The sequence below is a fragment of the Bradyrhizobium sp. USDA 4473 genome (assembly GCF_054063335.1).
This window is the reverse complement of sequence record NZ_JBSSGE010000001.1, coordinates 4,025,833-4,047,805: the sequence shown is the minus strand read 5'-3', so window position 1 is coordinate 4,047,805 and position 21,973 is coordinate 4,025,833. Positions and strand designations below refer to the sequence as shown.

Here is a 21,973-nt window from a genome sequence, read left to right as displayed (position 1 = left end):
TGTGGTGCCCACCAACGGAATGACCGCGCTCTCGATCGGCAAGGGCGTTACGCTCGACAGTGCCGAGGAGATGGAAGCCACGCTGCGCACGATCGGTGCGACGCGCTATCACAGCCTGCATCCGTTCCACCGCCTGCTGCACGGCGGCAAGCTCAACAAGGGCCAGGTCCAGGCCTGGGCGCTGAACCGCTACTACTATCAGAGCACGATCCCGCTGAAGGACGCGATGGTGATCTCGCGCTTCCGCGACCGCAACACGCGGATCGAATGGCGCCACCGCATCGAGGATCATGACGGCGACCTCGGCAACGAAGGCGGCATCGAGCGCTGGCTGAAGCTGACTGAAGGCCTCGGCCTCGACACCGCCTATGTGGAATCCACCGAAGGCATCCTGCCGGCGACGCGCTTCGCCGTGGAGGCCTATGTGCATTTCTGCCGCGATCGCACGCCGCTGGAGGCGATCGCCTCCTCGCTCACCGAATTGTTCGCGCCGAACCTGCATGAGGAGCGCATCTCGGGGATGCTGAAGCACTACGACTTCGTCAACCCCGACATCATGAGCTATTTCAGCCGCCGCCTGACCCAGGCGCCGCGCGACGCCGGCTTCGCGCTGGACTACGTCAAGCAGCATGCGAAAACGCCGGCCGAGCGCGAGGCGGTCTGCAACGCGCTGATCTTCAAGACCAACGTGCTCTGGGTGCAGCTCGACGCACTCTACCATGCGTATGTCGACGGCCAGATTCCGCCCGGCGCCTTCGTGCCGAAGGCGGGCTAAGGACACGATCATGGCCAGCCGCAACATCAGCGTCAGCGAGACCAGCCGGCCGAAACTGCCGCGGCATACCAGGCTGAAATTCGACGAGACACGTCAGGTCTGGGTAATCCTGGCGCCGGAGCGCGTGCTGGCGCCGGACGAGATCGCGGTCGAGGTGCTGCAGCTCTGCGACGGCGTGCGCAGCGTCGCCCAAATGGTCGACCAGCTCGCGGAGAAATACGCCGCTCCACGCGAGGCGATCGCGACCGACGTGATCGCGATGCTGCAGGATCTGGCCGACAAGGGTTTTCTCACCGAAGCGCGCGAGAGCACGGCATGAGTGACACGCTCGCCGACAACAAGATCACGACGGGCCCGAGCGACGGGCTTGCGGTGCTGGAAGGCGCTCGCTCGGCGGCCGAGACCTACGGCATCCCGCTCGCGGTGCTCCTCGAGGTCACCCACCGCTGCCCGCTGCAATGCCCGTACTGCTCCAACCCGGTCGAGCTCGACCGCGGCTCGACCGAGCTCACGACTGAGGAATGGAAGAAGGTGCTGAGCGAGCTCGCCGAGCTCGGCGTGCTCCAGGTCCATTTCTCCGGCGGCGAGCCGACCGCGCGCAAGGACATCGTCGAGCTGGTGCAGCACGCATCCGATGTCGGGCTCTATTCCAACCTGATCACCTCGGCGGTGCTGCTGACCAAGGACAAGCTGTCGGCGCTGGCCGATGCCGGCCTCAGCCATGTGCAGATCAGCTTCCAGGGCAACGAGCCCACCGTGGCCGATCGCGTCGCAGGGCTGAAGGGCGCGCACAAGAAGAAGCTCGAGGTCGCGAAGTGGACCCGCGAGTTGGAGTTGCCGCTCACGGTGAATGCGGTGATGCACCGGCAGAACCTGCATCAGCTGCCCGACATCATCCAGATGGCGGTCGATCTCGACGCCGACCGGCTCGAGGTCGCCAATGTGCAGTATTACGGCTGGGCGCTGAAGAACCGCGCCGCGCTGATGCCGACGGTCGAGCAGATCGAGGAGACCAGCCGGATCGTCGAGGAAGCGCAGGCGCGCCTGAAGGGCACGCTCGCGATCGATTATGTGGTGCCGGACTATTACGCGCTGCGGCCGAAGAAATGCATGGGCGGTTGGGGCCGCCAGTTCTTCAACATCTCGCCGGCCGGCAAGGTGCTGCCGTGCCACGCCGCCGAGAGCATCACCGGGCTCGAATTCGAGTCGGTGCGCTCGAACCATTCGATCGCCTGGATCTGGCAGAACTCGGAGGCCTTCAACCGTTATCGCGGCACCGGCTGGATGCCGGAGCCGTGCAAGTCCTGCGAATTCCGCGAGGTCGATTACGGCGGCTGCCGCTGCCAGGCCTTTGCGCTGACCGGTGACGCCGGCAATACCGACCCGGCCTGCGCATTGTCGCCGCGGCACGAGGAAATCTTCAAGCAGGCCGAGCGGGAATCCGCCGGCACGCAGAACCGCTTCCTCTATCGCAACTTCGCCGGCGGCACGCTGGAGACGGACGAACACCAGGATAAATCTCAGGACAACCCCCATGGCGCCTGACGCCGACGCCGGCAAGGCTGCGAGGCGCGGCGATCCGTTTGCGCCGCTGACGTCGGAATGGCTTGATGTCGGCTGTGGCCACAGCCTGCACGTCGAGAGCGTCGGGCGCGAGGGCGGCATCCCGGCGGTCTATCTGCATGGCGGCCCGGGCAGCGGCTGCCAGCCGGACCACCGCCGGCTGTTCGATCCCGAGCGCTTTCACGCCGTGCTGTTCGATCAGCGCGGTTGCGGCCGCAGCCGGCCGAAGGGCAGCCGCGACCACAACACGACGCAGCATTTGATCGCCGACATGGAGAAGATCCGCGAACATTTCGGCTTCGCGCGCTGGATGGTGGTCGGCGGCTCCTGGGGCGCAACGCTGGCGCTGGCCTATGCAGAGGCTCATCCGGAACGGGTCAGTGGCCTGGTGCTGCGCGCGACCTTCCTCGGCACCAGCGAAGAGCTGGACGACGTCTTTCTGCGCGCTCTGCCACGCTTCTATCCCGCCCTCTTCGAAGACTTCCTCAACGTCCTGCCCGCGGACGAGCGCGCGGCGCCGCTTGCGGCCTATTATCGCCGCATCCTCGATCCCGATGCCGCCGTGCACGCACCGGCCGCGCGCGCCTGGCACGACACCGAACGCGTGCTGTCGGAGCACACGCCGAAGCAGACGCGGCTCGATCTCAAGGCAGCGGGCGCCCTGCCTTCGACGCCGTTCATGGAAGCGCACTATTTCGCCAATGACTGCTTCATGCGGCCGAACCAGCTGATGGAGGAAGCCGGCCAGCTCGCCGGCATTCCCGGCATCCTGGTGCAGGGCCGCTACGATTTGCTGTGCCCGCCCGCGACCTCGCACGCGCTCGCCGCGCGCTGGCCGGGCAGCGAAGTCCGCATCATCGATGGCGCCGGCCACATCCTCTACGATCCCGGCATCCGCAACGCCGTGATGAAGGCGATCGCGGATTTGGCGGCGCGACAATGACTACGCGCGCACTCATAAACTGATCGCCCGCGCAGCCCATTGCTTGGACTTTGATGGCGACCTGAGCTCGTCCGGGTCCGTTGGGTTTGTGGTGCAAGGTCGTTTGCGGCGTTCTCTGTCCAATCAGGATTGTGACAAGCCAGGCGGCGCAATCGACAAGATCGGGCCGTGCGATTTCATGTGCTGCCCCACATTCCGGCTGCCCCTCTCCCACCTGCCGAATGGGTGGCCCCACGAAAAATGTTCCGCTGTTATCCGACCGAATGGCCGAAATAGAGTTCCTTGTCTGAGGGAGCCAATCGCCGTCGCGCGCGTTCTGTTCCAGGAACAATGAAGGACAGGAGCATGGGTTTGAACAGCATCGTCTTCTCTGACGTACCCTTCAGAGGCGGTGGTTGTGTTCACTAGTGAACATTTTGATCGGCGGCGGGCGGCGTATCTGGCAACAGCCCTTTGCCTCTGCCGTCTCGTGCAGAACGACAAATACTGAGCCATTTACCAAACGCGCCATGGATCACACACGCAATCGCATTTCGACCGGCAACGCCGGTTTGGACTATGTCCTTCGTGGCGGCTTGCCCCGCAACCGCTTGTATCTTGTCGAGGGAACGCCCGGTTCGGGCAAAACAACGCTCGCCCTCGAATTTCTCCAGGACGGGCAATCCAAGAACGAGCGGGTGCTCTACATCACGTTGTCGGAAACCAAGGAAGAGCTCGAAATCGTCGCGGCCTCCCATGGTTGGAATCTCGGCGGAATCGATATTTTTGAACTGAGCGCTGCGGACGAAGTCCTCGGCCCGGGCAGAGATCAGTCGATACTCCATAGCTGGGAAATCGAGCTTGGAGAAACGATCAAGCTCATCAAGGCGCAGGTCGAGAAGATCAAGCCGACCAGGGTCGTGTTCGACAGTCTCTCCGAAATGCGGCTGCTCGCCCAGGATCCGCTCCGGTATCGGCGGCAGCTTCTGGTTCTGAAGCAATTTTTCTCCGGTCTCAGTACGACCGTCCTGCTGGTGGACGACTTCACCGGATCAGGCGGCAATTCGGACAATCACTTACATAGCCTTTGCCATGGCGTCATTACCCTGTCGCGGCTGACGCTGGACTTTGGCGCGGCACGGCGGCGGCTTCAGGTTCAAAAGCTTCGAGGCGTGGATTTCATCGCCGGATTTCATGACTTCGTCATTCGGCGTGGCGGCCTGGATATTTTTCCTCGACTGGTCGCGGCCGAGCATGAAATCGAATACTCGAACGAACGCGTTCGTAGCGGCATACCGGAACTTGACGCCTTGCTGAATGGCGGCCCTGCGCGCGGCACAGGAATTCTGATCACCGGCCCCTCCGGCGCGGGTAAAACCACTCTCGGGCTGCAATACCTCGCTGCTGCTTGCGCGAGAGGAGAGAAGGTGACGGTCTATCAATTCGACGAGCGCATCGACACCCTTTTGGCGCGCGCGGAAGCCATGGGCCTCAATCTTCGAGCGTGCATCGATAAGGAGCAGCTTGTCGTTCGGCAGATCGATCCTGCGGAGATTTCGCCGGGCGAGTTTGCCGCCAACGTTATCAAGGAAGTCCAACAACGCTCCATCAAGATCCTCATGATCGACAGCCTCAGCGGCTACGTCGCCGCCATGCCGCAGGAGCAGCAACTTATTCTGCAGCTTCACGAACTGCTGTCCTACCTGAGCCAGTCCGGCGTCCTGACGCTGATGATCAACCCCCAAAGCGGCTTCTTCGGAAACCTGCAGACGAATGGCTTGGATGTTTCTTATCTGGCCGACACGGTCATCCTTCTGCGGTTTTTCGAGGCTGCAGGACGTATCAGGAAGGCCATCTCCGTGGTCAAAAGCAGGTCCGGAAGGCACGAAGATACGATCCGCGAGATGCGCATCGACGACCGGGGCGTGAGGGTCGGCGAGCCTCTGTCGGAGTTCAGGGGCATCTTGACCGGAAAACCGGAATACACCGGCGCAACCAATCCTCTCATGGAAGATCGCGGTTCAGGTGCATAGGACAGCAGCTGAGGGCCATCGCGTCCTGATCATCGCCCCTTACGGCAGCGATGCGGAGAGCGTATCGGGACTACTGCTGTCCCAGGGGTACGATACGAAGATCTGCGAAAGCTTCGTCGAGCTCGCGCCACTCGTCGATGCGCACGCGGGCGTCATTCTGATGACCGAGGAAGCACTCGGCGTTGACACGTCGGCGCTGCAATCCGCCCTGACGGCACAACCGGCATGGTCGGACATTCCGTTCATTCTACTATTCGGCCGACGAGCGGGACGCGAGCGTCCGAATGAGGCCGTCCGCCGAAAACTGCCGCCAAGCGCGACGAATGTGGTCTTGCTCGAGAGGCCACTCAGCAGCGAATCCCTGCTGAGTACGATCACGTCGGCGATGCGGGCGCGACAGCGACAGTTTCTGATGCGCGACCAGCTCGCGGAGCTAGACACGCAGCGGGCGAGGTTGACAACGCTGCTCGACAATCTTCCGGTCGGGGTCATGTTCCTTGACAAGACCGGAACCGGTCTGCTCTCCAATCCGGCATTCAGACGTTTTTCCAAGTCCGGCAAAAGCCCCGCTTTCGACCCTGGGGCAGAACATGAATGGCTTGCGCAGGACATCGACGGGTCTCCGCTCTCGCGAAGCCGTTTCCCGAGCGCGCGTGCGCTGCAGGGCGAACATGTGACCGGGGTCGAATTTCTCTACACGGGCTTGGCAGAGGGACCGGTCTGGACCCGGATCAGCAGCGTGCCAATCTTGAGAGACGGCGCGATCATGGGGGCGATAAGCGTCGTCGTCGACATCAACGAGCAAAAGCTCGCGCAGCAACGGCTGGCAAAGGCCGCCGAGACGCTCGAACTGCAGGTAGCCGAACGTACCGCGGAGCTCGAGAAGGCCTTGGCCGATCTCCGCAAGGAGACGGCAGAGCGGTCGCGGGCAGAATCCGCGCTGATCCAAGCTCAGAAGATGGAAGCTGTCGGCCAGCTCACCGGAGGCATTGCGCACGACTTTAACAACATGCTGACGGGCGTCATCGGCGCCATCGATTTGATGAAACGGCGCATTGCATCAAATCGGTTTGACGACTTGAATCGCTTCATGGACGCGGCGAGTACATCGGCGCATCGGGCTGCCAATCTGACGTCACGGCTTCTTGCCTTCTCGCGCCGGCAATCTCTAGACAGCAAACCGACCGATATCAATGCCCTCGTCCGGTCGCTCTCGGACCTGCTACATCACACGGTGGACGAGAACATCTCGATCGCCATCGAAACCAACGAGGACGTGCCCGCCGCCATCGTGGATGCAAATCAACTCGAGAACGCCATCCTAAACCTCGCCATCAACGCGCGAGACGCGATGCCTGACGGAGGCAAGCTTACCGTCGAGACGTCCGTAGTTGACCTCGACGCGACAAATACAAGGTCTCGACCAGGCATTTCGCCCGGCCGCTACGTGGTCGTGGCAGTTTCGGACACCGGTGTCGGAATGACGCCGGACCTGATTGAAAAGGTCTTTGATCCTTTCTTCACGACAAAGCCTGTGGGGCAAGGCACCGGTCTCGGCCTATCGATGGTCTACGGGTTTGCACGGCAGTCAAACGGCCAGGTCCGGATCCATTCGACGCCGGGCCAGGGCACCTCCGCGAAGATCTACCTGCCGGCTGCGGATCAAAGCGCGGTCGAGACCACCGTTCATCATGAAGCGTCTCCGCAGGGAGCCGGTCAGCCCGTTCTGCTTGTCGAAGACGACCCTTCGGTTCGTCTTCTCATCGGCGAACTGCTCTCGGAGCTGGGTTACGGAACGATCGAAGCCCCTGATTCTGACACCGCAATCAAGCTGCTGGAAAGCGGCCGCCCGATAGACATGATGATTTCCGATGTTGGACTGCCCGGCATGAACGGCCGGCAGCTCGCTGAAGTCGCTCGCAAGCATCATCCGAAGGTGCCGATCCTGTTCGTCACCGGCTATGCCGCAAACGCCGCCATTCGAGCTGGTTTCCTTGGAACGAATATGGCGATGATAAGCAAGCCCTTTCAAATTGAAGAACTGGCGGCAAAGATAGGTGAGATGCTGTCCTAGGTCGTGTACCCATAAACGACGGCTTGCGGCGACGGCTTTTGACTCCGAGCGGCCTGCTGGCGGCGATTTCCGCTACAAGTTCTTGGGGGACTCACGGCCGCTTTCGGGTCGCTAACAATTGACGGATATGGTCCAGCACGGGTCGATAGTTCAGCTTCTTTGCCGCCTGCGGGCCCTCCTCGCAAAGATCGCCAGCTAACGCGAGGACTTTGCCGACTGTAGCTCCCAGCATCGTCTTCACAGTCGGGTGGTTGCCCCTTATCCAGGCAGAAAGAGCAAACCCGGAACCGGTGGGACTACCCGCGTCGATCAAGGCAACATCGATATTGTGCTTGCCACCTTCGAGGCATTCACGCGCCTCATCGTGGTCCGTTGCCTCCACCACGCGATAGCCGCACTCGCGAAGGTACTCCGCCAGCGGATGCCGCACGAGAACGTCATGTTCGACGATCAATACAGTTGCTGCTTGCATACGTACTACAGCGCAGGACCGAGCATCTCCGCGATCAGCATTGCGATCTGCTTGGGATCGTATGGCTTGCTGATGAACCTACCTACGCGGCTCGCTGCGCCCTCCAGTTCTGTGCTTCCGGAGGCAACGAGGATGAGCAGCATCGGTTGCATGACGCGCAATTTCCTAGCTAAATCAAGACCATCAAGAGTGCCTGGCATTCGAATGTCGGTTATGAGCGCGTCGATCCGTTCGCCTGATGAGATGTAATCCATCGCATCATCTGCGGTGGCTGCCTCAACAACCCCGAACCCAGCGCTTCGAAGCTGCTCAGCTGCATCAGATCGGATTAACCATTCGTCCTCCACGAGCAAAATCCTGACCCTATCGCTCTTTAGCTGCTCTTGGGGGACCATCGTTGGCGCCTCGGATGTTGTCAGACAAACCGCAGGAGGGGTACAACGTTCCAAACCATTGAGCCCTCTGCCATTTGCGCCACGTCGACGATAACAATCACCGGCGATTCCGAGCGCACGGTAATGTCGAGAACGACTTGGAAGCTTTTGCATTGGTTAAAGGCGGATTATGGGGCCTCGGTCGAGGACCTCGTCCGTTCTAAGCTCACGTCGACTTCCGCTGCTGCCCCAACAGAGATCCTTAGGGCTTTTTGGTGCTATGATTAGCTGCTAACGGCAGTGCAGCACCTACATTTTGGGACTTCCCATTGACATCCAAAGACCAGCCGGGACTTCAACGCAGGCCTCTCGTCAACGAGCCGGCTAAGGAACGTGCCGAGCGCTTGGCCAATCTGCTGGCCTCTATAGTTGAGTCCAGCGACGACGTGATCGTCAGCAAGAATCTGGACGGCATCATTACGAGCTGGAACAAGGGGGCCGAGCGCATCTTTGGCTATGCGGCCTCCGAGGCGATCGGTCGGCCGATTACGCTTGTGATCCCGGAGGATCGACTAAGCGAAGAACGCGACATTTTAACGCGCATCCGACGTGGTGAACGGATAGACCACTTTGAGACTGTTCGCCGACGGAAGGATGGTAGCTCAATCGTCGTTTCGCTCACTGTCTCTCCCGTCAAAGATGCCCATGGCAACATCGTTGGCGCATCGAAGATTGCGAGGGATATTACCGAGCAGAAGCGGGCTCAGGAGCAGATCGGGATTCTCGCTCGCGAGGCGGAGCACCGAAGCAAGAACATCCTCTCAAACGTGCAGGCAATCATCAATCTTTCCCAGTCCGACACTTCCGAAGGCCTCAAGGATGTGATCAGCGGGCGCATCCAAGCGATGGCAAATGTTCACTCGCTGTTTGTTGAATCGCGGTGGATAGGCGCTGAAGTCTCGGCGATCGCCAGGCAGGAACTCGCCCCTTATCTCGATGAACACGGCACGCGGGTTCGGATGGACGGTCTTCAAACCATGTTAGAACCTACCGCTGCGCAGGCGATTGCTGTGGTCTTGCATGAGTTGGCAACCAATGCTTCCAAGTATGGAGCGCTATCTAACGCGAAAGGCCATGTTAGGTTGACGTGGTCGCGCAGCAAAGATGGAGTACTGGCGCTCCGTTGGACCGAATTGGGTGGTCCGAGCGTAAGTGCGCCAAAACGCAAGGGCTTTGGTAGTCGCCTCATCGAAGGAACCATCAAACCACTTGGCGGTATGGTGCGCTTTGACTGGCGTTCGGAAGGCCTTGATTGCGAAGTCGCCGTTCCGACGTGAAATCCCATACGAACTGGCTTCGCTGCTCTTCCACCGCGGCAACTTCCGTTCATGACACGAGGCCGCGGTTACGTCGGCTTCAACGTTAGCTTCTGGCACAAGAGCGGACGCGACGAGTTTATGAGTACGCGCCCCAGAGACCGCGTGAGCTCCTTTGTCGTGTCGTTCCGGGCGCGCTGTCCTGGCAATGATTTCGGAATAGTGGAAAAATAGCGTTGATTTGCCCGACGTGTCAAGTAGGTATTTTAATACTGGCTGCTCCTTTGCATGGGGTTGTTTCGCTGTTTTGGTCAGTGCCCCCTCAAACCAGGTTCAAATCCTTCGGCTTGATGCCGGGGAAGATGCGCTCGAGGCTTGCCTGCTGCAGGCCGTAAACGCGCTGGATCAGCCCGGCGAAGAACGCCTTGTAGTCGGTCAGAACCGGAAAATCGCGGTTCTGGAACAGCGTCGCTTCCGCGACCTTGACCTGCTCGCCGGCCATGCGCCCGCCATTGATGCCGCCGCCCATCACCCAATAGATGCTGCCATGGCCGTGATCGGTGCCGTGGTTGCCGTTCTCGCGGAAGGTACGGCCGAATTCGGAGATCACGACCACGACGGTGTCGCGCCACATCGCAGGCCCGATCTCCTCGGCGAAGCCGGCAAGGCCGCGGCCCAGTTCGCCGAGCCGGTTGGCGAGATAGCCGGTTGCCGCGCCTTGCGCGACATGGGTGTCCCAGCCGCCGACATCGACGAAGCCGAGGTTGAACTGCTCGCGCATCAAGTGCCCGATCCGCCGCGCCGACAGCTCGAAGCCATGCGGCGACACCGCGCCGCGGTTCGCCGCCGCCATCTCCTCGGAGACGGATTTGTAGACGTCGTCGCGGACACGAAAGCCTTCCGACACCGAGTTGGCGAGACTGCCCTGCGTGTACATCCCCTTGATCAGCTGCGCCTGGCGGTCGTCGACGCCGGGCTTGCTGACGCTTGCGATCGAGGTGTTCGGCACCTGGGTCTGGCCGCGGAAGATCAGCGGCAGCTGATCGGTGAAGGCGATCGGCTTCACCCGCGCCAGTTCATGCGCCAGCCTGCTCATGAAGCCGGAGCGGTAGTCGCGGCCACCGCCAACGGCCTGGCCGAGCTCAATCGTGTCCTGGGTCTCGAAATGACTGCGCGAGAGGTCGTCGCTGGTGCCGACGAACGGCACGAACGCGATCTCGCGCTTGGCCCACAACGGATGGATCGAATCGCGCAAGCTTGGATGCAGGCCCCATTCGGCGTCGAGCGTCAGAGCCGCATTCGGATTGCCGGCATCGGGCCGCGCGACCGCAAGCGTCGGGCGCGCGGCGTAATAGAACTCGCTGCCGACCGGCGCGATCACGTTGGCGGCGTCATAGGCGCCGCGCAGGAACACCACGAGCAGGCGCGCATCGGTCGCGGGCGCCGCCCAGACCCGGCCGGCCACGGTGAGCGAAGCGGACGCAGCGAAGGCCTTGATCAGTTCACGGCGGTTCATTGGCGAACCTCCCTTTCAGTGCATGAACTCGGGTGACGACAGGAAGAGCGTGTTCCAGTCCTGCGGCGAGACCGCCTGATCGAGCGCGGCGAGCGTGGTCGGACTCAGCGTCTGCTTGAGATTGCTGAAATAGAGCCCGTTCATGACCTGCGGAAACGCCGGCTGGTCGACCGCGTTGGGCTCGTTCGGCTTGAACAGCCCGGCCGATCCCGAGCCGATCGCGCGCGCGATCTCGAACCGCAGCATCATCTGCCCCGGGCCGTTCCAGGCCGTCGACAGCATCGAGTAGCCGTCTGGCGTCTCGTGGTTGAACAGACCTTCCGACAGGCGGTTGAGCCAGCCCTGGATCGGCATCGTATTGAGGATGACCTTGGTGTCGTAAGCGAGCCGCACGGCCGAGATCACGTAGAGCACGGGATCCTTGAACTTGGCGCCATCCTTCAGCGTCGCGGTGAACTCCGGCGCATGCACCAGCGTCGACATCACGGCCGCGATATCCCCGTCGGTCTGCTGGAAGGTCTGTGCCATGCGCTGCACCAGCGCCTCGGGCGGGTTGTCGGATACGAAGTAGGTGGCGAGCTGCCTCGAGATGTGCGCCGCGGTTGCCGGGTGATGACAGAGGATGTCGAGGGCTTCGTCGACCTCCGCGAGGCCCCGGCCCTTGATCTGATGGCCGAGGAAGGTCTTGTCGCCATAGTCATGGCGCGCCGGATTGAACTCGAAGCCGCCTTCCCGAACGAGCTGGGACTGCAGCTCCGGCTTCAGCTTGGGATCCTGCGATGCGAAGTCGACGCCGACACCCGTGAGGATCCGCGCCAGCGCCTCGACGTCGGCCTGGCTGTATCCGGATCCGACGCCCATCGTATGCAGCTCCATGATCTCGCGGGCGTAGTTCTCGTTGAGGTGGCCGGCCGCGTTGTCGGCATTGTCGAGATAGCGCAGCATCACCGGGTGATGCAGCGTCGCCGACAGCAGGGTGCGGAATTTGCCGAGTGCGTTGGCGCGGATCGCGTGATCCTCATAGTCGCCGATCAGCACGCGGATCATGGCCTTGTACTGAAACGCGTTGAAGTGGTTGTACCAGAACCAGGTCATCCGCTCGCGGAACTGATCCGGCGCATAGAGCGCGCGCAGGATGGTGCGGGCGGCGGCCTGCTTGACGCGATCGTTCATCCCCTGCTGAAACACCGTTTGCGCCGCCCGGCGCTGCTCCGGGTCGGCGACCTGGTTGGCCGACTTGGCCTGCAGGTCGAAGGTCACCGCGATATCGAACGGGAAGCGATGCACGTCCGGCATCGCCTCGATCTGCGCATGCACGGCAGCCGGCAATACGGAGGCGGCCGGATGCAACTGCTCCTGCAACCAGCGCTCGGTGCCGATCTCGCGCAGATGCGCCGCGCTGGAGGCGCTGACGCCCCAGGTCAGGCGATCGAGCAGCGCGATGTCCTGCGCCGTGAGTTCGGCCGCCCGCGCCGGCTGGTGCAACGCCACCAGCCCCGCGATCGCACCGATCACCAGTTTCGCGACTGCCCGCGATCCGAGTATGGCCGTGATGCTCATGAAGGCTGACCTGCTCGGCTCATGGTGTCATGCCCTCAGGGTTTGCACTTGCCGGGAGGACAGGCCGGCGCGGCGCGTGCCGCGGGCCTTGGCGGCGCCGCCGGCCGCGGTGGCGGAGCCGCGCGTTGCGCCTGCATCGCCGGCCGCGGTGGGGGCGGCGCGGCGCGCGGCGCCGGTGCGGGTGCCGGACGTGGCGCAACGGCTGCCGCGCGGGGCGGCGGAGGTGCGGGGCGCGGCGGCGGGGCGGCCCGCTGTGGCGCAGGCCGGGAGACCGGCGGCGGCGACACCGCGGCACGCGCGGGCGCCGGACGCGCCGCCGGCGTCGGCCGCACCGATGTCGCGCGGTTCGTCGGCGGCGGGGCCGTGGCAGGCTTCACATTGCCGGTCGGCGCGGTCGCGGCCCGGTTGAGCTGTTGCCTTTCCGGCTTGCCGGCGGTCGCGGGCGAAGCCGGCGCGTTTGTCGCCGGGCCAGCGGTGGGCTTGGTCGGGGCAGCAGGTTGCGCGTTGGCAGGCGCCATCGCCGTCGCAGGCTTGGCGGGCGTCAGCGCGTTCGGCTTTGCGCCGGATTGCGCAGTGCCAGGCTGCGTCGTACCGGGTTGCGTGGTGCCCGGCTGCACGGCGCCATGCTGTTGCGCGGGATTGGCCGGCGCGGTCGCCGACTGCGGCAGCGGCGGTCCATTCTTCGCGCCCGGCAGCGTATGCGCAGTCGGTGCGCCCATCGCGTTCGGCGCGGCCGCTGCGTTCGGCGCGGCGGGTGCGTTCGGTGCAGCGCCCGGCGCTCCCATCGCCGCGCCCTGCGCAGGCGTGACGCCTTGCCGACCGGCCGGCGGTGCGAGGTTGGCGCGCTGCGCCGCCGCCGCCGGCAGTTGCGGTGCCGCGGTGACCGGTGCACCGCCCATCGCCGCCGTCACGCCGGCGGCACGGAGCTGCGCCGGCGTCGGGTTCGGGTTGTTGATGACCGTGTTGATCACCGTCGTGTTGTGGATGTTGTTGAACACGATGTTGTTCTGCGGCGGCACCACATAGGCCGGCGCGGCGACATAGGCCGGCATCGCCACGAAGAACGGCGTCGGCAGCACGAACAGGCCGATCGGCGGCGGCGGCGGCGGCAGCACCACGAAGTCCGGCGGCGGCGGCGGCAGGAAGAACACCGGCGGCGGTGGCGGCGGCGCGAAGGCGAACACCGGATCGCTGTAGTACAGCACCGGACGGTCGACATAGACGATCTCGTCGGGCGGCGGCGGCGGCACGTCGTAGTCGAGCGCCGTGAACTGCGGCGGCGGCTCCAGCGCGGCCGAGAGATAGGAGAGCCGGCGCCTGGCGTCATAGGCGTGCGGCCCGCGCGGATAGCGCCGCAGATACGACCAGTACGCATCGGGAGTATCGGCATTGTAGGTGCGCCGCCAGGTGATCGCCTCGCGCCGCGCCGCCACGATCGCGCGCACCCGCTTGGCCAGCGGATCGGTCGGATAGGCCTGCAGATAATCCTCGTAGCCTTGCAGCGTGTCGCGCTCGAGCGCCGCCGCATAGGCGTCCTGCGCCGGGAAATCGCGGATCGGCTTGCTGCGCAGTCCGGCATCGACCTGCTGCGGCGGGGCATCCGGCTTGCGTTCGAAGAACATGAAGGGCGCATCGACCTTCTGCGCGTTCCACGGGGATCTCGGCGCCCTTGGTCATTTCGTTGACGCGCAGGCGAACGCGGTCGAACACCTCGGGCAAGGTCAGGCCGCCGGCGCGGATCATTTCCGCCAGCGCCTGCGCGTACGGCCCGTAAGGCGGCGCACCGTCAGGCGCGACGGTGCCGGGCGCCGAATTGAAGGCGATCAGCATCTTCGGATCGGGATCGACCAGCGCAAGACCGCCGGCCAGCGGCTGGCCGTCCTTGGCGAAGGGATTGCTGCGCGCTGCATCGAGCACGATCACGCCGGCCTTGATCGGCAGCGCCGAGAGCTGATGGCTGTAATCCGAGATGCGGATCGCCTCGACCGGCACGTCGGTGTCGCGGGCGATCTTGGCGTCGACCGGCACGAAGTAGTTCTCGCCGGTGAGCTGCACGCCGTAACCGGAGAGATAGACGAAGGCCACCGCATTGGGTCCCGCGTCCTGCACCTTCTGGATGAAATCGCGGAACGACTTGCGCAGCGTCTCGGCATCGAGATCGCGCGCCCCGACCACGTCGAAACCGGCGGCCTGCAAGGTCTGCGCGATCAACCCGGCATCGTTCGCGGCGGTTTGCAGCGCGCCGGCCTGATAGGCGCCGTTGCCAACCACGAGCGCGAGGCGCTTCTCCTGATCCTCCGCATGGGCGGGAAGTGACGCGAGCGACACCAGGCCGACAATCAATGCCCACAAAATTCGCGCCATGGCGGCTGTCCTTTTTTCTTCCCGGAAACGGGCGTGTCGGATGAAAATGCTACTTCCGTGAATGCGCGCTGAACAGGATTGCGGCAATTGTGGCAATCCTTGGTCTGCACGCTGCCGGGCAGCAGGAACCGGCTTCCCTGGCCCGCGCGGGTCAGCGATATTGTGCAGATAAAACAGGCAAAAAAGGAGCACTCGATGCCAATCGCCGGACAGGGCATGCTGCTGACCTCGATGGATATCGACAGCTTACACGAAGCTGAATTCAACCGCTGGTACGACCGCGAGCATCTTGAAGAACGGGTCGCGATCGACGGATTCCTCGAAGCCCGTCGCTACGTCGCCGATGACGGCAAGCCGAAATATCTGAGCCTGTATTCGACCGCGACCTTCGATGTGCTCGAGAGCCCGGCCTACCGCAAAGCGCTCGCCAACCAGACCGACTGGTCGAAGGCCAACATCGCACGCTTTCAGAACATGATCCGCGGCGTGGCCCGCATCACGATCAGCCGCGGCGTCGGCCGGGGCGCGGCGCTTGGCATCATCCGCCTGCGCCCGCCGGCCGATGGCGCCGACAAACTCCGCACTGCATTGCGGGAACACCTCGATCCGGCCGCGCGCGACGGCATCATCTCGATGCACCTGCTGGAAAACGATCCCGTGCTGTCGAAGCCGCTGACACCGGATGCCGACAAGGCCGATCCCGGCGCCGGCGACTGGTTCGTGCTGATCGACGCCACTGACGTCAGCGCGGTGCCTGCTGCCTTGTCAGCGATCACCGGCAACGCAGCCTTGAAGCCGCTGGTGGTCACCAGCGGCGTCTACAGGCTGTTGTGGGACATCGCGAAGAGCGACCTGCCGCGGAGCTGACAAACGACTTGGCGGTGCAGTCATGCTGCACCGCCGCATAACGCGATCGAGATTAACGCTGAGCGCACATCAGCCGCGCGAAAGCAGATGATCGGACAATTTAGCCTTTGCCTTCTCTGGAACGGCTCTAATAAGATAAGCCTATGATCCAATTCAAAAACCAGAACAACGCCAACATGAGCGTTCGTCGTCAACGATAAGGCCGCGCGGTCAGGCATTTTCGCGCGGGTCAAAGGTAGGAATGAAACCGACTGATATCTCGGCGCCGGATTACTTTCATAAAGTAGTCGATTGCCAATGGGCCTGCCCCGCACACACCCCCGTTCCCGAGTACATCCGGTTGATTGCTGAGGGGCGTTACAGCGACGCCTACATGATCAATTGGAAGTCCAACGTGTTCCCCGGCATTCTCGGGCGCACCTGCGACCGTCCGTGCGAACCCGCGTGCCGCCGCGGCCGGGTCGAGGACAATCCGGTCGCGATCTGCCGCCTGAAGCGCGTCGCCGCCGACTTCAAGGACGACATCAAGCATCGCCTGCCGAAGCCTGCGCCGAAGAACGGCAAGCGCGTCGCGCTGATCGGCGGCGGCCCCGCCTCGCTCGCCGTCGCGCGCGATCTCGCGCCGCTCGGCTATCACTGCACCGTGTTCGACGGCGATCCCAAGGCCGGCGGCATGATGCGCAGCCAGATTCCAAAATTCCGCCTGCCCGACAGCGTGATCGACGAGGAGACCGGCTACATCCTGGGCCTCGGCGTCGAGTTCAAGGGCGGCCAACGCGTCGACAGCCTGAAGCAGCTGCTCGCCGAGAACTACGACGCGATCTTCGTCGGCAGCGGCGCGCCGCGCGGCCGCGAGCTCGACATTCCCGGCCGCAAGGAGGCCGCCGCCAACATCCATATCGGCATCGAATGGCTGGCCAACGTGTCGTTCGGCCATGTCGACAAGATCGGCCGCCGCGTCATCGTGCTCGGCGGCGGCAACACCGCGATGGATTGCTGCCGCACCGCGCGCCGCCTCGGCGGCGAGGCCGTCAAGGTGGTGGTCCGCTCCGGCTTCGAGGAGATGAAGGCCTCGCCGTGGGAGAAGGAAGACGCCATCCATGAGGACATCCCGATCCTCAACTACATGGTGCCGGTGGCGTTCAAGCACGTCGCCGGCAAGCTGATCGGCGTCACCTTCCAGAAGGTGCGGGCCGAGTACGACACCAAGGGCCGGCGCAATCTGGTGCCCTCGGGCGAGCCGGACGAGACAATCCCCTGCGACGACGTGCTCGTTGCGGTCGGCCAGGAGAATGCGTTCCCCTGGATCGAAGCCGATTGCGGCATCGAATTCGACAAGTGGCACATGCCCAAGGTCGATCCCAAGACGTTCGTCTCGACCAATCCGAAGGTGTTCTTCGGCGGCGACGCGGCGTTCGGCCCGAAGAACATCATCTGGGCGGTGGCGCACGGCCATGATGCCGCGCTGTCGATTCACAAGATGCTGTCCGGCGAGGACATCAACGAGCGTCCGCTGCCCGAGGTGCACGTCTCCTCCCAGAAGATGGGCATCCATGAGTGGAGCTACGACAACGACATCTCCGCCGACAAGCGGTTCAAGGTGCCGCATCGCGACAAGGTGGTCGCGCTGAAGGACATCCGCACCGAGGTCGAGCTCGGCTACGACCTCAAGCTCGCGCTCGGCGAAGCGCAGCGCTGCCTGAATTGCGACGTGCAGACGGTGTTTGCCGCGCCGCTCTGCATCGAATGCGACGCCTGCGTCGACATCTGTCCGATGGACTGCATCAGCTTCACCCAGAACGGCGAAGAGGATGATTTGCGGCAGCGCCTGAAGGCGCCCTCGCCGCATCACGACCAGGCGCTGTACGTTTCCGGCGACCTGAAGACCGGCCGGGTCATGGTCAAGGACGAAGACGTCTGCCTGCATTGCGGACTGTGTGCCGAGCGCTGCCCGACCGGCGCCTGGGACATGCAGAAGTACCTTATCGATATGGTTCAAGCGGGATCAACATGTCAGTCCAAAGCCCGATCAGCAGCGTAAACGACTTCGTCGTCCGCTTCGCCAACGTCAACGGTTCGGGCTCGGCTTCCGCCAACGAGCTGTTCGCGCGTTCGATCCTGCGCCACGGCGTGCCGGTCAGCCCACGCAACATCTTCCCCTCCAACATCCAGGGCCTGCCGACCTGGTACGAGGTGCGCGTCACCGAGGACGGCCATCTCGGCGCCCGTGGTGGCGTCGACATGATGGTGGCGATGAACCCGCAGACCTGGGACAAGGACATCGCCTCGATCGAGCCCGGCGGCTATCTGTTCTACGATTCGACCAAGCCGATGCCGTCGTCGAAATTTCGCGAGGACATCACCGTCATCGGCGTGCCGCTGACCGCGATCACCAACTCGACCTACACCGATCCCAGGCAGCGCCAGCTGTTCAAGAACATCATCTATCTCGGCGCGCTGTGCGCGCTGCTCGACCTTGATCCCAAGCTGGTCGAACAGTTGATCGGCGAGCAGTACAAGGGCAAGGAGAAGCTGCTGTCCTCCAACGTCCATGCGCTGCATCTCGGCCGCGACTGGGCATTGCAGAACCTGAAAAGCCCGCTCGGGCTGCGGGTGAAGAAGTCCGACAAGGTCGGCGACCGCATCTTCATCGAAGGCAACAGCGCCGCCGCGCTCGGCGCCGTCTATGGCGGCGCCACCGTGTGCGCCTGGTATCCGATCACGCCGTCGTCGTCGGTGGCGGAAGCCTTCACCAGCCACTGCAAGAAGTACCGCCACGACCCCGAGACCGGCAAGGCGAAATACGCCATCGTGCAGGGCGAGGACGAGCTCGCCTCGATCGGCATCGTGATCGGCGCCTCCTGGAACGGCGCGCGCGCCTTCACCGCGACATCGGGTCCCGGCATCTCGCTGATGACCGAGTTCATCGGCCTGTCCTATTTCGCCGAGATCCCGGCCGTGATCATGAACATCCAGCGCGCCGGCCCCTCCACGGGCATGCCGACCCGCACCCAGCAATGCGACGTGATCGCCTGTGCCTATGCTTCGCACGGCGACACCAAGCACGTGCTGCTGTTCCCGGAAGATCCGGCCGAGGCGTTCGAGTTCGCCGCCGCTGCCTTCGATCTCGCCGAGCGGTTGCAGACCACGATCTTCCTGATGCTCGATCTCGACATCGGCATGAACCACCGGCTGTGCCGCCCGCTGAAATGGGACGACGCCAAGCAATACGACCGCGGCAAGGTGATGACGGCGGAGATGCTCGAAGAAGGCCGCGATTTCGGCCGCTATCTCGACGTCGACGGCGACGGCATCCCCTATCGCACCTATCCCGGCACGCATCCGACCAAGGGCTCCTACTTCACCCGCGGCACCTCGCGCGACCGCTACGCGCGCTATTCCGAGGAAGGCGCCGTCTACGCCGATAACATGCAGCGCCTGGTGCGCAAGTTCGAGACCGCGCAGGACATGGTGCCACGGCCGCTGCAAGCCAATGCGGCCAAGCCGACCAAATACGGCGTGCTGTATTTCGGCTCGACCTCGCCGGCGATGGACGAGGCGATCGGGATTTTGGAGGCGCGCGGCCACCAGCTCGACCGCATGCGGATCCGCGCCTTCCCGTTCCACTCCAGCGTCGCGAGCTTCATCGCCGACCACGACTTCGTCTACGTGGTCGAGCAGAACCGCGACGGCCAGCTCCGCCAGCTGATCGTCAACGAGAACGGCATCGATCCCGTCAGGCTGGTGCCGATCCTGCACTATGACGGCACGCCGATCACCGCTCGCTTCATCGCGGGCGCAATCGGCGACCACCAGGATCATCTCAAGGTGACCCCTCTCCGCAAGGCCGTGACATGACGTACATTGCAAAGCCGAAGTTTCATCATCCCGGCCTGAAGAAGAACGAGCTGGGCTATACCCATCGCGACTACGAGGGGAAGATCTCGACCCTGTGCGCCGGCTGCGGCCACGATTCGATCACCGCCTCGATCATCGAGGCCTGCTACGAGCTCTCGATCGAGCCGCACCGGGTGGCGAAGATTTCCGGCATCGGCTGCTCGTCGAAGACCCCGGACTATTTCCTCGGCAATTCGCACGGCTTCAACTCGGTACACGGCCGCATGCCGTCGGTCTTGACCGGCGCCAACCTCGCCAACCGCGACCTGATCTATCTCGGCGTCTCCGGCGACGGCGACTCAGCCTCGATCGGCTTCGGCCAGTTCGCGCATTCGATCCGGCGCGCCGTCAACATGACCTACATCGTCGAGAACAACGGCGTTTACGGCCTGACCAAGGGCCAGTTCTCGGCGACCGCCGACCGCGGCTCGAAGTCCAAGAAGGGCGTCACCAACACCGACAACGCGATCGACCTGGTCGCGATCGCGCTGCAACTCGGCGCCACCTTCGTGGCGCGCAGCTTCTCCGGCGACAAGACGCAACTGGTTCCGTTGATCGCGGCTGCGATCCGGCACAAGGGCGCGTCCTTCATCGACGTGATCAGCCCCTGCATCGCCTTCAACAATCACGCCGGTTCGACCAAGAGCTTCGACTATGTTCGCGAGCACAATGACGCGGTGAACCGGCTCGACGTGCTGGTCGGCCGCGATCCGATCAGCGTCGACTATGCGCCGGGCACCGTGCAGGTGGTCGAGCAGCATGACGGTTCCAGGCTCGCGCTGCGCAAGCTCGATGCCGACTACGATCCGCACGATCGGCTCGGCGCCCAGACCTTCCTGCAGAAGCACGCGGCCAAGGGCCAGATCGTCACCGGTCTGCTCTACGTCGATCCGGACGCCGAAGACCTGCATACCCATCTCGACACCGTCGAGACGCCGCTCAACACGCTGGATGAACAGGCGCTCTGCCCCGGCTCGGCCGTGCTGGACAAGATCAACGCCAGCCTGCGGTAAGTTCGAATTCTCGCCGTCACAATACGCGGCAGGGATGTGCAACAAGCTCTATGTCGTCCCTGCGAAAGCAGGGACCCATAACCACCGATGCAGATTGTCGAGCTGCGCTGGAACAACGAATCCCGTTTACAACTGAGGGCACGGCGTATGGGTCCCCTGAGTTCACAAACGAAGTGCAACACTTCCTTGAGGAGGTGTTGCGATGGGGCGGAGTTACGAGCAGCTATCCCTGGACGAGCGATGCGAGATTGCCCGGCTTTCAGCCAATGGCAGCTCGGTGCGGCAAATCGCGGCAGCTCTGGATCGCTCGCCATCAACGATCTCTCGGGAGCTGAACCGCAATTCTGGCGCCCAGGTCGGCTACAAACCCAGCTATGCCCAGCAACAGATGCGAGCGCGGCGCTGGACGGGCGTACGCCTCGAACGGGAGCCCGGCCTGCGCCGCGCGGTCTTGGAGCGCCTTGGTCGGGGCTGGTCGCCCGAGCAGGTCGCGGGCCGGCTGGCCCGCGAACACGGCCGCAAGGTGATCTCCCACGAGACCATCTACCGCTTCATATACGCCCAGATCCGACGCACCTCGGACTTCAGCTGGCGGCGTTATCTGCCACGCGGCAAGAGCAAACGCGGCTACCGCGGCAAGAAGGGCGGCAGTCCCGCAAGCTTCATAGAAGGCCGTGTTTCCTTGAACAAACGGCCTATCGAGGCCGCCGATCGCAATGCCCCCGGTCATTGGGAAGCCGACCTGATGATGTTCTCCAAATACGGTCAGGCGATCCTGACCGTGCACGAGCGCACCTCGCGCCTGCTGCTCGGCATCCGCATCGCCAGCAAGCTCGCGCGCGGTATCGCCCGTCATCTCGTCCGCTTGTTTGCTGCCTTGCCGGAAGGCCTGTGCCAGACCGTTACCTTCGACAATGGGACCGAGTTCGCCTGTCACCTGGAGCTGCACCGCCTCGCGATCGAGACCTTCTTCTGCGATCCGCACGCGCCCTGGCAGAAGGGCGGCATCGAGAATGCGATCGGTCGGATGCGCCGCTTCATTCCACGCAAAACCGATCTCGCGACCTTCCCGACGCGCCGCCTCCGCCAGTCGATCAACGCCTACAACAACACCCCGCGCAAATGCCTTGACTTCCAAACCCCTCTCGAGGCCTTCTCTCAAGTGTTGCACTTCGAGTGTGAATCCACCTCCCTGCTTTCGCAGGGACGACAGCGGAGTTCGTGACG

General features: G+C 63.5%; 16 protein-coding genes and 1 pseudogene. 12 read left to right on the top strand and 5 right to left on the bottom strand.

Annotated features, from left to right (window positions below):
* The first annotated feature begins 19 nt into the window (after positions 1–19).
* The 6 genes from pqqC (at position 20) to ACVW17_RS18710 (ending at position 7,367) form a co-directional block, all read left to right on the top strand.
* Positions 20–775 carry a pyrroloquinoline-quinone synthase PqqC gene (gene pqqC / locus ACVW17_RS18735; RefSeq protein ID WP_456756470.1) on the top strand — a complete coding sequence of 252 codons (756 nt, stop codon included), beginning with the start codon at positions 20–22 and terminating at the stop codon, positions 773–775.
* Positions 776–785: 10 nt separating this feature from the next.
* Complete coding sequence (gene pqqD, locus ACVW17_RS18730; RefSeq protein WP_173638120.1) at positions 786–1,094, top strand: pyrroloquinoline quinone biosynthesis peptide chaperone PqqD; 309 nt, start codon at positions 786–788, stop codon at positions 1,092–1,094.
* On the top strand, positions 1,091–2,320 hold the full coding sequence (pqqE, locus tag ACVW17_RS18725) for a pyrroloquinoline quinone biosynthesis protein PqqE (protein ID WP_456797781.1): 1,230 nt from the start codon (positions 1,091–1,093) through the stop codon (positions 2,318–2,320). Before pqqD ends, pqqE begins: the two co-directional genes overlap by 4 nt.
* On the top strand, positions 2,310–3,281 hold the full coding sequence (gene pip, locus ACVW17_RS18720; RefSeq protein WP_456753243.1) for a prolyl aminopeptidase: 972 nt from the start codon (positions 2,310–2,312) through the stop codon (positions 3,279–3,281). The genes pqqE and pip overlap by 11 nt, the downstream gene beginning before the upstream one ends.
* Positions 3,282–3,790: 509 nt before the next feature.
* Positions 3,791–5,293, top strand: a complete 1,503-nt coding sequence (locus ACVW17_RS18715; protein WP_456756469.1) for an ATPase domain-containing protein — start codon at positions 3,791–3,793, stop codon at positions 5,291–5,293.
* The gene (locus ACVW17_RS18710; protein WP_456753242.1) at positions 5,286–7,367 is read left to right on the top strand and encodes an ATP-binding protein; all 2,082 of its coding nucleotides are present in this window, start codon (positions 5,286–5,288) and stop codon (positions 7,365–7,367) included. Before ACVW17_RS18715 ends, ACVW17_RS18710 begins: the two co-directional genes overlap by 8 nt.
* 91 nt (positions 7,368–7,458) lie before the next feature.
* Here the strand turns inward: ACVW17_RS18710 and ACVW17_RS18705 are convergent, their stop codons facing one another.
* Positions 7,459–7,839 (bottom strand): response regulator, encoded by a 381-nt coding sequence (locus ACVW17_RS18705; RefSeq protein ID WP_456753241.1) that lies wholly within the window; start codon positions 7,837–7,839, stop codon positions 7,459–7,461.
* A gap of 5 nt (positions 7,840–7,844) precedes the next feature.
* Positions 7,845–8,186 (bottom strand): response regulator, encoded by a 342-nt coding sequence (locus tag ACVW17_RS18700; protein ID WP_456753240.1) that lies wholly within the window; start codon positions 8,184–8,186, stop codon positions 7,845–7,847.
* Between the two features lie 356 nt (positions 8,187–8,542).
* Here ACVW17_RS18700 and ACVW17_RS18695 point away from each other — a divergent pair, with 356 nt between their 5' ends.
* Complete coding sequence (locus ACVW17_RS18695; protein WP_456753239.1) at positions 8,543–9,550, top strand: PAS domain S-box protein; 1,008 nt, start codon at positions 8,543–8,545, stop codon at positions 9,548–9,550.
* A 301-nt stretch (positions 9,551–9,851) separates the two neighbouring features.
* Here ACVW17_RS18695 and ACVW17_RS18690 read toward each other — a convergent pair whose 3' ends face one another.
* The 3 genes and pseudogenes from ACVW17_RS18690 to ACVW17_RS18680 all read right to left on the bottom strand — a co-directional run bounded on the left by ACVW17_RS18690 (position 9,852) and on the right by ACVW17_RS18680 (position 14,969).
* Positions 9,852–11,045: a DUF1501 domain-containing protein gene (locus ACVW17_RS18690; protein WP_456753238.1), complete on the bottom strand. Its 1,194-nt coding sequence runs from the start codon at positions 11,043–11,045 to the stop codon at positions 9,852–9,854.
* A gap of 15 nt (positions 11,046–11,060) precedes the next feature.
* Complete coding sequence (locus tag ACVW17_RS18685) at positions 11,061–12,605, bottom strand: DUF1800 domain-containing protein (RefSeq protein WP_456797780.1); 1,545 nt, start codon at positions 12,603–12,605, stop codon at positions 11,061–11,063.
* A 35-nt stretch (positions 12,606–12,640) separates the two neighbouring features.
* A pseudogene (locus tag ACVW17_RS18680) lies at positions 12,641–14,969 on the bottom strand (caspase family protein).
* 195 nt (positions 14,970–15,164) lie between these two features.
* Here ACVW17_RS18680 and ACVW17_RS18675 point away from each other — a divergent pair.
* From ACVW17_RS18675 to ACVW17_RS18655, 5 genes are all read left to right on the top strand, one after another.
* The gene (locus ACVW17_RS18675; RefSeq protein ID WP_456753235.1) at positions 15,165–15,836 is read left to right on the top strand and encodes a hypothetical protein; all 672 of its coding nucleotides are present in this window, start codon (positions 15,165–15,167) and stop codon (positions 15,834–15,836) included.
* A 241-nt stretch (positions 15,837–16,077) separates the two neighbouring features.
* On the top strand, positions 16,078–17,877 hold the full coding sequence (locus ACVW17_RS18670; RefSeq protein ID WP_456753234.1) for an FAD-dependent oxidoreductase: 1,800 nt from the start codon (positions 16,078–16,080) through the stop codon (positions 17,875–17,877).
* Positions 17,847–19,694, top strand: a complete 1,848-nt coding sequence (locus ACVW17_RS18665; protein ID WP_456753233.1) for a 2-oxoacid:acceptor oxidoreductase subunit alpha — start codon at positions 17,847–17,849, stop codon at positions 19,692–19,694. The genes ACVW17_RS18670 and ACVW17_RS18665 overlap by 31 nt, the downstream gene beginning before the upstream one ends.
* Positions 19,691–20,746, top strand: a complete 1,056-nt coding sequence (locus ACVW17_RS18660) for a 2-oxoacid:ferredoxin oxidoreductase subunit beta (protein ID WP_176529699.1) — start codon at positions 19,691–19,693, stop codon at positions 20,744–20,746. The genes ACVW17_RS18665 and ACVW17_RS18660 overlap by 4 nt, the downstream gene beginning before the upstream one ends.
* Before the next feature lie 202 nt (positions 20,747–20,948).
* Entirely contained in the window at positions 20,949–21,971 is a 1,023-nt protein-coding gene (locus ACVW17_RS18655) for an IS30 family transposase (RefSeq protein WP_456753231.1), read from the top strand.
* Positions 21,972–21,973 lie beyond the last annotated feature (2 nt).